The sequence below is a fragment of the Bacteroides sp. Phil13 genome (assembly GCF_001940965.1).
Lineage (GTDB): Bacteria > Bacteroidota > Bacteroidia > Bacteroidales > Bacteroidaceae > Bacteroides > Bacteroides intestinalis.
Map to the genome: position 1 here is coordinate 1 of NZ_MSHA01000030.1, position 13,043 is coordinate 13,043.

General features: G+C 41.0%; 6 protein-coding genes and 1 pseudogene. All 7 read left to right on the plus strand.

Going from position 1 to position 13,043, the window contains the following annotated elements; translation table 11 throughout:
- Positions 1 to 439 (plus strand): annotated as a pseudogene (locus BWI44_RS04705) (hypothetical protein); the annotation flags it as partial.
- A gap of 22 nt (positions 440 to 461) precedes the next feature.
- Positions 462 to 1,598, plus strand: a complete 1,137-nt coding sequence (locus BWI44_RS04710) for an aldose epimerase family protein (RefSeq protein ID WP_195208559.1) — start codon at positions 462 to 464, stop codon at positions 1,596 to 1,598.
- A 42-nt stretch (positions 1,599 to 1,640) separates the two neighbouring features.
- Complete coding sequence (locus BWI44_RS04715; RefSeq protein WP_044154798.1) at positions 1,641 to 2,756, plus strand: glycoside hydrolase family 88/105 protein; 1,116 nt, start codon at positions 1,641 to 1,643, stop codon at positions 2,754 to 2,756.
- 192 nt (positions 2,757 to 2,948) lie between these two features.
- Positions 2,949 to 4,499 carry a sulfatase family protein gene (locus tag BWI44_RS04720; RefSeq protein ID WP_286812056.1) on the plus strand — a complete coding sequence of 517 codons (1,551 nt, stop codon included), beginning with the start codon at positions 2,949 to 2,951 and terminating at the stop codon, positions 4,497 to 4,499.
- 450 nt (positions 4,500 to 4,949) lie between these two features.
- Positions 4,950 to 8,975, plus strand: a complete 4,026-nt coding sequence (locus BWI44_RS04725) for a hybrid sensor histidine kinase/response regulator transcription factor (RefSeq protein WP_195208558.1) — start codon at positions 4,950 to 4,952, stop codon at positions 8,973 to 8,975.
- A 190-nt stretch (positions 8,976 to 9,165) separates the two neighbouring features.
- Positions 9,166 to 10,269 (plus strand): glycoside hydrolase family 88/105 protein, encoded by a 1,104-nt coding sequence (locus BWI44_RS04730; protein ID WP_007661325.1) that lies wholly within the window; start codon positions 9,166 to 9,168, stop codon positions 10,267 to 10,269.
- Positions 10,270 to 10,319: 50 nt separating this feature from the next.
- Positions 10,320 to 13,040: a glycoside hydrolase family 2 protein gene (locus BWI44_RS04735; protein ID WP_195208557.1), complete on the plus strand. Its 2,721-nt coding sequence runs from the start codon at positions 10,320 to 10,322 to the stop codon at positions 13,038 to 13,040.
- The last annotated feature ends 3 nt before the right edge of the window (positions 13,041 to 13,043 follow it).

Sequence of the window (13,043 nt, forward strand, 5' to 3'; positions counted from 1 at the left end):
CAGGAAGGCTGCTTATTTCGCCTTGTCCTGGTATTACACCTGGGATGTTCCCTTTGCCGAGGGTCAGATGTTGGGTGATATCGGCTTGAAGACCCGTGGCTGGGGTAATGTGTCTGTTGAGAATAACCATATTGATGTGTTTATCTTTGAGTTTGCTGATGTGTTACATTGGCTTTCCAAGGAGTTCAATGAGGCTCGTTTCTCAGACTTTGCTGAGGTGATTTCCACTTCCATGCGTCAATTGCTTCCTTATGAGGGTCATATGTGTGGTGTTGCCAAAGTCGGTTATTATCCTGAGGTTGTCCAACACACGAACTGGGATTACGGTCGTAATGGTAAGGGATATTACAACGATATCTTTGCTCCGGGCTGGACGGTTGCCTCGCTGTGGGAACTATTTTCACCAGGACGTGCAGAACAATTTTTCTCTAAAAAATAAAGCATAAACATTATAAGCGAGTATGAATAAAATTATGATTATTTTAGCAGGATTTGTGCTATTAGCATCAGCCTGTACAAGTAAGCAAGCCAGTGAAAAGACTGCTTCAGGGTTGAATCCGGCTGATTTCCGTATGGAAGTGGATGGTAAACAGACAGACCTGTTTGTACTAAAGAATAAAAATGGTATGGAAGTTTGTATTACAAACTTTGGTGGACGTATTGTATCAGTAATGGTACCGGATAAAGATGGAGTTATGCGTGATGTTGTATTAGGACTCGATTCTATTCAGGACTACGTGAAACTTCCTACGAATTTTGGTGCTACCATCGGACGTTATGGTAATCGCATTAACCAGGGTAAGATTACCATAGACGGTGTAGAATATCAATTGCCACGGAATAACTATGGCCACTGCCTACATGGTGGTTCTAAAGGCTTTGACTTCCGGGTTTTCGATGCACATCAGCTGAGTGATCAGGTTTTGGAATTGAGCTATTTATCAAAAGATGGAGAAGAGGGATTTCCGGGTAATCTGACCTGTAAGGTCACTTTCTCACTGACGGATGATGATGCCATCGATATTCGTTATAGTGCCGAAACGGATCGCACTACGGTTGTTAACCTGACTAATCATTCTTATTTCAACCTGGATGGTGACCCTTCCAAAGACAACTCGGACTATCTACTGACCATTAATGCTGATGCATATACTCCTGTGGACAGTACTTTTATGACTACCGGTGAGATTGCTCCTGTAGAAAATACAGACATGGATTTCCGTCAACCCACAGCCATCGGAGCACGTATTAATAATGATTTTATTCAATTGAAGTATGGCAAAGGTTACGACCATAACTGGGTACTCAATACGAAAGGGGATATCTCTCAGAAGTGTGCCACTCTTGAATCTCCTAAGACGGGTATCGTACTCGATGTTTACACGAACGAACCGGGAATTCAGATTTATGCCGGCAACTTCCTCGATGGTACGGTAAAGGGAAAGAAAGGTATCGTATATGGTCATCGTGTTGCTGTTTGTTTGGAGACTCAGAAATATCCCGATACTCCTAATAAACCGGAATGGCCGTCAGCACTATTGAAGCCGGGAGAGAAATATGATAGCCATTGCATATATAAATTTTCCGTAAGAAAATGATAACTGGGCAAATTAATTATTCATTTAAAGACTATAAGAATTATGAAGAGAGATTATCGTTTCATTTATCTGTTTGTTGTGGCTGTATTTGTAATGACAAGTACCATCACCGCACAAGATTATTTCAGTAATTTCCCTGTAAGAGCAAATCCCAAAATCGTAGGGAAAAAGGTAAGCAGTCGCTTGATGGAGACTAAACACCAACTTTATGGAGACAGAGGTATACATTATGCTGAAGTCTGCACCTGGTATGGAGCGCTCCGGTTCGCCGAAATGACGAATGACAAGGAACTTACCAAGAAACTGAGAGAGCGTTTTGAGCTGTTGTTCCATTTGGAGAAAGACTTGCTTCCTCCTCCGATTCATGTAGACCAGAATATGTTCGGTTGTCTGCCTCTGAAACTGTATCGCATGACGAAGGACGAGCGCTATAAAGAACTGGGATTACCGTATGCCGATACGCAGTGGATTCTTCCTGAGAAGGCAAACGATGAAGAACGTAAATGGCATAAGAAAGGATATTCCTGGCAGACCCGCCTTTGGATTGATGATATGTATATGATTACCATCGTGCAGGCCGAAGCCTATCACGTAACGGGAGATAAAAAATACATCAACCGCGCTGCCAAGGAAATGGTGCTTTATCTGGATGAGATTCAGCGTGAGAACGGCCTCTTTTATCATGCGCCCGATGTGCCCTTCTATTGGGGACGTGGCGATGGCTGGATGGCTGTTGGTATGACGGAATTGCTTTTCAACCTTCCTGAAAACGATCCTAACCGTCAACGCATCCTCAAAGGATATCGCTTGATGATGGAGAACCTGAAGAAATATGTGAATGAAGATGGACTCTGGAACCAGTTGATTGACGAAAAGGACTGCTGGACGGAAACTTCCGGTTCGGCAATGTTTACGTATGCCATGATTTTGGGTGTGAAGAACGGATGGCTGGACAAGGATGAATATGGACCGATTGCCCGCCGTGCATGGTTGGGACTTTGCAACTATCTTGATGATAACAATGACTTGATGGAAGTTTGCATCGGTACAGGCAAGAAGAACAGCCACCAGTATTATCTGGATCGTCCCCGCATTACAGGTGATTATCATGGGCAAGCTCCCATTATTTGGTGTGCTTATGCGTTGCTGAGCGAATAAAATATTCTATTCTTCATAGTTGGCTGAAAAAGCCACTTTAATTTATATACTTCATAATCTCTTTATTGGGATTATGAAGTATATGTGTTATTTTACCTGAGTACTAATAAAAGACTTATTTTCGCATACGTTTAAAGTGATGTGAAAGAGGAAATTATTCGTTTGTGGAACTTATACTTAAAATAGATAGTTATGGATTTAAGAAAGTATCTCTTTTCAGGAGTTATTCTCCAGGGGGTAGGCTTGTCCTTGTACGCTCAGACAGATAAGCCCAATATTGTGGTGATAATGACAGATCAGCAGCGCGCGGATTTGTGTGGGCGTGAAGGTTTTCCGATGGAAATCACTCCGTACGTCGATGAATTGGCGTACCAAAATGCCTGGTTTGATAAAGCGTATACGGTTATGCCTGCCAGCAGTCCAGCACGTTGTTCTATGTTTACAGGCCGTTTCCCCAGTGCTACTCATGTGCGTACGAATCACAATGTACGTGATGTACACTATGCAAAAGATTTGGTAACTGTTTTGAAGGAGAACCATTATAAGACTGCTTTAGTGGGTAAGAATCATGGCTATTTGAGTTCGAAAGATATGGATTTCTGGTCTGAATATTCTCACTGGGGAAAGAATAAGCCGGTGACGGAGGGAGAACGTGCCGTTTCCGAATTCTTTAAAGAGTCTGTCGGACAGTGTCTGGAACCTTCGCCTATACCTGTCAAGGACCAACAGCCCGCAAGAATAGTGGATGAAGCTATAGAATGGATCGACAGCCAGAAGGATAATCCGTTCTTTGTCTGGGTTTCATTTCCCGAACCACATAATCCCTATCAAGTCTGTGAACCTTATTACTCGATGTTTGCACCGGATAAGCTTCCGCCAGTGAAGACTTCACGTCAGGATGCATTGAGGAAAGGGGAGAAGTACCAGATACTGGCAGAACTGGAAGATGCTTCTTGTCCTGATCTAGAGAAAGATATACCTCGATTAAGGGGAAATTATATGGGAATGATTCGCCTTATAGATGATCAGATAAAGCGACTGATTGAGGACTTGAAAGAAAAAGGACTTTTTGAGAAAACAATCATTGTAGTTCTGTCTGACCATGGTGATTATTGCGGTGAATACGGCTTAATTCGCAAAGGAGCAGGCTTGTCCGAGTCCCTGACCCGTATACCAATGGTTTGGGCCGGTTATCAGATAAAGAAACAGGCTAAAGCGATAGATGCGCATGTTTCATTGGCAGATCTTTTCCCTACTTTTTGTACGGTGATAGGTGATTCTATACCTGTAGGTGTGCAGGGACGGAGTTTGTGGCCGATGCTGGCAGGTAAGAAATACCCGAAAGAGGAGTTTTCAAGTATAGTTGTGCAGTTGGGCTTCGGTGGTGAGGATGTGCCTTTGGATGATAAACTGACTTTTGAGCAGGAAGGTGCGCTGGGACATGATAAAGTGGCTCGTTTTGACGAACTGAATACCTGGACTCAGAGCGGAACTTCCCGAATGGTGCGTATGGGCGACTGGAAACTGGTAATGAACAGTTATGGAAGGGGAGAACTGTATAATCTGAAGAAAGACCCGTATGAAATTAATAACCTGTTTGGAAACTCAAAGTTTGTAAATAAGCAGAATGAGTTGTTGACAAAACTGGTGGCTTGGGAATTGCGTTTGCAGGATCCATTGCCACTGCCCCGACATCGTTATCATTTCAAACGGAATCCTTATAATTATCATTTTTCCGAGTGATTCATGACTGCACGGTTATGAATTAAGCCGACTATTTTCTTCTATTATAGCAATAACTCTTACAGGCATCTTTTATTTCACCGCCTGCCTATTGGGATATAGCTTACTAGGCACTTTTTATTCGTTCTACTATAGTATACTTTACGTTTTACTATAGTGGTTCGTAAGGAACGCTATAGTTATCCTTGCGTTCCACTATAGTAGAACGAATAAAAAATAGGCAATGAAGAGGGCCTTATTGGGCAATGAAAGAAGTTCAAACAGCATTGTGGCAGAGAACCTACTTCGATGAAATGGGCTATTTTCATCGAAGTCTTTTCATAAACGACGGTTTCCTACATTTTTAAAAGTATTAAAGAGACGAATTTTTTATTTATTGAAGTATTTCTGCTATCGTTTGTCATCAGATTGAGCTATATTTGACGTGCGAATCTATCAAAAAACACAAAAATGAGGAAGAGAATAATAGCCCTTATTAGTTTTCTTTGCTATATCGTTTGTTGGACACAAGCAGCAGACGAACATTACTATTTCAAAAATCTTAGCATAAAGGATGGATTATCCCAAACTACAGTCAATGCGATCATGCAGGATAAAAAGGGATTTATGTGGTTCGGTACTAAGGGGGGACTGAGTAGATATGACGGTATGTCGTTCCGAAACTTCAAGCGTGATATGAACGACAATCATAGTTTGGGGAACAATTTCGTAACTTGTCTTTATGAAGATAAAAAAGGGAATATCTGGGTTGGTACGGATGCCGGAGTGTATATTTATTATCCTGCCCGCGAGATCTTTGCTCCTTTTAACTTGCAAAGTAAGGAAAACATCCAAATCGACCGGACTGTTTCTGCAATTTCGGGAGATAAGGAAGGACGGGTTTGGATAGCTGTTGAAACACAAGGGCTATTCTGCTATGATCCGCAAAAAGAACAGCTTCACAACTATACATTGAACAGCTTCTCAGCCAATGTTCAGAGTGTAACTTCTGATAATAGTGGGACTATTTGGGTTGGATTCTACGGCAGTGGTTTGTTCTATTCTAAGGATAATTTAAAAACACTTCATCCTTATCTTTCCCCGAAGGATGGTGAAGAAGTTTTTAAAGATGACGTCATCATGAAGATTGTGCCGGGAGCCTATAATTGTATCTATATCAGTTCCATAAGAAAAGGGGTTCAGGAATTGAACCTTACCTCCGGTAATTTACGGAGTTTATTGTTGATGGATGAAACCGGTGAAATGGTATATAGCCGGGATTTGCTCGTCAATTCGGATAATGAATTGTGGATTGGTACAGAATCGGGAGTCTATATTTATAATCTTCGCACAAATAAGTATGTGCACTTGCATAGTTCTAAAGATGATCCTTATTCTTTGTCTGATAATGCTGTTTATTCGCTATGTGAGGATAGTGAAGGTGGTATCTGGGTAGGCTCATATTTTGGAGGAGTAGACTATTATCCAAAGTCTTACACCTACTTTGAGAAATATTATCCGAAAGATGGGGATAATAATTTGCATGGTAAGCGGGTACGTGAGTTCTGCGAGGATAATAAAGGGATATTATGGGTTGGTACTGAGGATGGTGGTTTGAATCGTTTTGATCCGAAGACAAAAACATTTTCTTTCTTTGCACCCAGTTCCGGATTTACCAATATTCATGGCTTATGTATGGTTGGCGATAAGTTGTGGGTTGGAACATTTTCTAAAGGATTGAAAATCGTAGATACCAATACCGGGAATATCTTGAAAACTTATCAGAAAAATGCTTCCCCCCGTTCGTTGATAGACAATAGTATCTTTGCTATTTGCAGAACAACAACAGGAGATATTTATCTGGGAACCATGTTCGGACTGTTGAGGTATAATGAACAGACAGATGATTTTGACAGAATAGAGGAGTTGGCCGGTAGGTTTGTATATGATATAAAAGAGGATTCGGGTGGCAATTTATGGTTAGCTACCTATGTGAATGGTGCCTATTGCTACAATGTCAATGAAAAAAAATGGAAGAACTACGTGCATAATGAAAGTAATAAAGAGAGTCTTCCTTATGACAAAGTTTTGAGTATTTTTGAAGATTCACATCGGCAAATCTGGTTGACTACACAAGGGGGAGGATTCTGCTTGTTCCATCCCGAAACGGAGACCTTTACCAGCTATAATTCATCCAATGGCCTGCCCAATGATGTGGTTTATCAAATTGTAGAGGATGCAGAAGGATTATTCTGGCTGACAACGAATAGCGGGTTAGTACGCTTTAATCCCGAAACAAAACAGGTAAAGGGTTATACAACGGCCAATGGCTTGCTTGGTGATCAATTTAACTACCGTTCCAGTTATAAGGATGAAACGGGCGCTATTTATCTGGGTAGTATTGATGGTTTTGTAGTATTTAATCCCAAAACATTTACTGAGAATAAAAGCTTGCCACCGGTAGTGATTACAGATTTCATGCTGTTCAATAAAGAAGTCCGCGCAGATGAAGAAAATACTCCTCTTGAAAAGAGCATCACTTTCTCGGATAGTATCACTCTTCAGGCTAATCAAAACTCATTTTCTTTCCGTATTGCAGCCCTTGGATATCAGGTGCCGAAAATGAATAAGCTGATGTATAGGTTGGATGGCTTTGATAAAGACTGGATTACTGTGGGCGAAAGCCCTATTGTCACTTATTCCAATTTGTGGCATGGTGATTATGTGTTCCGTGTGAAAGCGTCTAATAGTGATGGTATTTGGGGGCCTGAAGAACATTTGCTATATATTCATATTCTTCCTCCTTTTTATCTTTCGTTCTGGGCATATTGCATTTATATATTGTTGTTTATTGTCGGTTCTGTATATGCCTTTTGCTATTTCAGGCAGCGCAGCAGCAGGCAGCATCGCCGTCAACTCGAGAAGTTTGAGCAGGAAAAAGAACGCGAGATTTATAACGCTAAAATAGATTTCTTTACCAATGTGGCACATGAAATCCGGACTCCGCTAACGTTGATTAAAGGGCCTTTGGAGAATATTCTTTTGAAAAAGCATTTGGACCCGGAGACTCACGAGGATCTGAATATTATGCAACATAATACGGAAAGATTACTGAACCTTACAAATCAGCTCCTGGACTTCAGGAAAGTAGAGAGTCAGGGTTATAGCTTGAACTTTACTAAATGTGATATTACCAATATCTTGAAAGAAACTTATATGCGTTTTAGTTCTCTTTCACGTCAGAAAGGTCTTGATTTTAATCTGGAGTTGCCTGAAGAAAATTTCTGCGCCCATGTGAATCGTGAAGCATTTACGAAGATTATCAGTAATCTTTTGAATAATGGGATGAAGTACGCCGATAGCTATATGCATATTAAGTTGGAAGTAGATATAGAGATACAGGCATTTTATGTAGTGACAAAGAATGATGGAGTTATTATTCCCGATGAAATGAAAGAGGAGATTTTTCAGCCTTTTGTTCGTTTCAGTCAGAAGGAGGAAGGAAAGCTTGCTACAGGTGCGGGTATTGGCTTAGCTCTTTCCCGTTCTCTGGCAGAACTCCATCGTGGGACCCTGGTTATGGCTCCGGGTGAAGATGCCAATGTCTTTGTCCTGACACTTCCTATTATTCAGGATACGGTGATTACTTTAGACTCTGATATGGAGAATATGGATGCAGAGTTACAAACAGAAGCATCTGGTGAGCAATATTCGGATGATAAATCGGAGGGAAAACAATCAAAAGAAAGCAAGCATATGGTTTTGGTTGTAGAAGATAACCCGGAAATGCTCGCTTTCATCGAACGTCAGTTGTCATCCCAATATGCTGTAGTTACGGCAACTAATGGTAGAGAGGCATTGGAAGCATTGGATGGTAATTTTGTGAATCTGGTGGTGAGTGATGTTGTCATGCCGTTAATGGATGGTTTTGAATTGTGCAAGACAATAAAGTCAAATGTGGGTTATAGTCATATTCCTGTTATACTCTTGACGGCTAAGACTAATATTCAGTCTAAGATTGAGGGTATGGAATTAGGGGCGGACTCGTATATTGAGAAACCTTTTTCACCGGAATATCTTTTGGCTGTGGTTTCTAATCTGATAAACAATCGGGAAAAGCTTCGCCGGGATTTTGCTAAATCTCCTTTTGTAGCAGTCAATACAATGGCACTGACCAAGGCTGATGAAGAATTCATCAAGAAATTGAATGAGATTATTCTTTCTAACTTGTCGAACCAGGAATTTAGTATGGATGATATGGCAGAAAGTCTGAATATGAGCCGTTCCAGTTTCTACCGTAAAATGAAAGGGGTATTGGATTTGAGCCCGAACGAATATTTGCGTATAGAACGTTTGAAACGTGCTGCCCAGTTATTAAAAGAAGGTGAAAGTCGTATTAATGAAATCTGTTATATGGTAGGGTTTAGTTCTTCTTCGTATTTCTCTAAATGTTTCCTGAAACAATTTGGAGTACTTCCGAAAGATTTTGCCGGATAAGGGGGATAGTGCTTTTATTGGGAATAAAATTGTGACTTTTATGCGATTTTGAGATGTTTTTTCTATTTATTGGAATGCTTCTTCTCTATTGAGAAGATGCTGCGTGCTATCTTTGTAACCATCTCGTAAGAGATATACCATGATAACAATTATGTATTTCTTAATGTCTAATAAATAAAAAATTAACCTTATGTGTAAGAAGTCGTTATTATTACTGTTTTTGCTTCCTTTTCAGTTGGTGTTTGCCCAGACAAGTTTGTTGACCGATTTTCCTGAAGGATATACTCCCAAAGAAGTAGGTAAACGTCTGGCATATCATTTTGTAGATGGAAAGCATATGCTTCATATCGGAAAATGGATTAGCTATCCGGAGACTTTTACCTGGAATGGTGGATTGAAATTTGCCGCACTCACCAATGATCAAGAGCTTGTGAAGCTTTTACAGAACAGATTTGAACTTCTGTTTACGACGGAAAAAGCTCTGTTGCCTATCAAGAATCATGTGGATGTGAATATGTTTGGCAGTTTACCTCTGGAACTGTATAAGATAACAAAAGATCAACGTTATTTGGATTTGGGCCTTCCTTATGCCGATACTCAATGGCAACTTCCTGAAAATGCAAAACCCAAAGAAAAAGAATGGGATCAGAAAGGATATTCCTGGCAAACTCGTTTGTGGATTGACGATATGTATATGATTACGATTGTACAGACTCAGGCTTATAGAGTTACCGGTGATCGTAAATATATAGACCGTGCTGCCAGAGAAATGGTGATGTATCTGGATGAATTGCAGTGTCCGAATGGTCTTTTCTATCATGCACCGGATGTTCCTTTCTATTGGGGTAGAGGTAATGGCTGGATGGCTGCCGGTATGGCAGAGCTGTTGAGTAGTTTGCCCGAAGATAGTGAATACCGTCCACGCATCCTGCATGGCTATCGCACTATGATGAAAAGCCTGAAAAAGTATCAGTCTTCCAATGGCTTGTGGCATCAGTTGTTGGATCATCCTGATTGCTGGATTGAAACCTCAGGGTCTGCCATGTTCACTTTCGCTTTCATTAAGGGTGTGAAGAATGGCTGGCTGGATGCTAAAGAATATGCACCTGCTGCCCGCAAGGCATGGATGGCTATGGTGAAGTACATAGATGAGAACAACAATGTAAAATCAGTTTGCGAGGGCACCAACAAAAAGAACGATAAGCAATACTACTATGATCGTAAACAAAATGTAGGCGATTATCATGGACAAGCTCCTTACCTTTGGTGTGCTGTTGCGCTTTTAGAAGAATAATTTCTGTTATTTTAGTAATCTTATATCGAAACCTTATTTATACTTATAAAATGAATATAAGCAGTTGGGCCAAAGCCCTTACCTTTGTTTTACTGTTGTTTTCCTATTCGACAGTAGTAACCGGACAAACGCAAGTGAATGATGCCAGAGGCTCTGAACGCATCTGGCTTGACTCGGATATTACCCATAATGGGGGCTATCAGTGGAAAATGATGAAGGCGGGAGACGTAACAGATCCCGGAGAGAAAGTATCTTTGTCTGATTATCCGACAACAAATTGGTTGCCTGCCATTGTGCCCGGTACGGTTCTGAATTCATTGGTGTACAACCAAAAATATCCTGAGCCTTATTATGGTATCAATAATAAAATCGAATCTAAATTAATACCGGATATTTCTGAAACCGGACGTGATTTCTATACCTATTGGTTCAGGACTGAATTTACAGTTCCTAAATCATTTGAAGGCAAGCATGTCTGGTTACAACTGGATGGCATTAACTATCGTGCTGAGGTGTGGGTGAATGGAAACCTGCTAAGCACGATTAAGGGCATGTTTTTGCAGGATTATATTGATGTGACCAGCTTTGTAAAAATAGACAAGAGCAATGCGTTGGCTATAAAAGTATATCCGGTGGATGTTCCGGGCAGTGCTAAACCAAAATCCTGGGGAGCGGTAGGCGAATTCCATAATGGTGGAAACGGAAACATTGGATTGAATACTACCATGCTGATGACTGTGGGTTGGGACTTCACTTTTATGGATGGCATTCGCGACCGTAATACAGGAATCTGGAAGAATATTTCTCTCTATTCTACCGGTAAAGTGGCATTGCGTCATCCTTTCGTGAAATCGGAATTACGCAAACCCGGTTACGACCAGGCACGCGAATTTGTATCGGTGGAAGTTGTGAATCCGACAACAGGTTTTAACCCTATTAATTGCACGGTGAAGGGTGAGATTCTTGGTGAAAATATAACTTTCGAGAAAAAAGTTAAAGTTATGCGTGGAGAAGAGAAAGTTTTGTCTTTCTCTCCAGAAGAGTTCCCGCAATTGGTGATTAACGCTCCCCGCTTATGGTGGCCTGTGAATAAAGGGCCTCAGAACCTGTATGAGCTGAAAATGACCGTATCCATCGATGGAGTGGTGTGTGATTCGGTAAAAACGAAGTTTGGTATTCGTGAAATTACTTCTGATACGAATACACCTGATAAATCACGTGTCTTCTATGTAAATGGTAAACGTCTTTTTATCCGTGGAACAAACTGGATACCGGAGGCTATGTTGAGAACTTCCGATGAACGTACTTATGCTGAATTGAGATATAGCCTCCAGTCAGGAGTCAACCTTTTACGTATGTGGGGAGGGGGAATTGCTGAATCTGACTATTTCTTCCAGTTGTGTGACGAGATGGGATTATTGGTATGGCAGGAATTCTGGATGACAGGTGATACACGCCATCCGCACGATAAGGGCAACTATCTGAATAATGTGGAGTCTACCGTGAAGCGTATTCGTAATCATCCTTCCTTGGCTTATTATGTGGCTTCCAATGAGAGTACTGAGGTTACCGGTACCCCTGAATTATTGAATAAACTGGATGGTACGCGAGGTTATCAGATGCAGTCCGAATGTGCCGGAGTACATGACGGAAGTCCTTACAAGCAAGTGAATCCGATGCAGCACTATGAGAATACGGCATCTCCGCGTGGAAGCCGTGTCGATGGTTTCAATCCTGAATATGGTGCTCCTACACTTCCCACAGTGGAAATCCTTCGTGAGATGATGGATGAGAAAGACCTTTGGCCTATCAATAAGGAAGTGTGGGATTATCTGGATGGAAATGGTTTTCACCTGATGACTACCATGTATACTGATTTGGTAAATAACTATGGAAAGTCATCTTCCATTGATGAGTTTGCCCAAAAAGGACAACTGCTGGGTGCTATGAATTCTAAGAGTATCTGGGAAGTATGGAATTATAATAAATTGGATTACGGCGATCGTTTCTGTTCCGGACTTTTGTTCTGGTACCATAACTGTTCCATGCGTCAGGTTTCTTCCCGTATGTGGGATTGGTCTTTGGAACCCACAGCTTCGTTGTATCATACAGCTAATTCACTGGAACCGCTGCATGCTCAGTTTGACTATCTGAAAAATACAGTGTCCGTGGTGAACGATTACTATCGTGCCTTTACTGGTTATAAGGTGATAGCTCAGGTATATGATATAAATAGCAAGAAGGTGTTTGAAAAGTCTGCTTCTGTCGATTTGCCGGAAGATGGAGTTGCTAACGATATTTTGACGATTCGTTTTCCTGAAAACATTTCCCAGGTTCACTTTATTAAGTTAGTGTTGAAAGATGAAAAAGGCAAAGATGTTTCTTCCAACTTCTATTGGAGATCCAATGATAAGTATGAAGGCAGCAAGACCTTAACCGGTCCTACATCATCAGGCTTTGAGGATCTGAGTAAGTTGAAAGCAGCCAAAGTGAAGCTTTCCTATAAAACACGTCAGGCAGATGGACGCTATTTTGTGGACATTGTGATGAAGAATACGTCCAATGGTATTGCTTTTTTCAATCAGTTGCAATTTCTCAATTCCAAGATGAGCCCGATACGTCCGTCATTCTATTCAGATAACTTCTTCTCTTTGATTCCGGGTGAAAAGAAAACAGTCACCATTGAAACAGGGGAAGAGAAGTTGGCTGATGGGGCAGTCTTGGTGTTGAAAGGCTGGAATATAGATACTCAGAAGTATAAACTCAAATAAGAT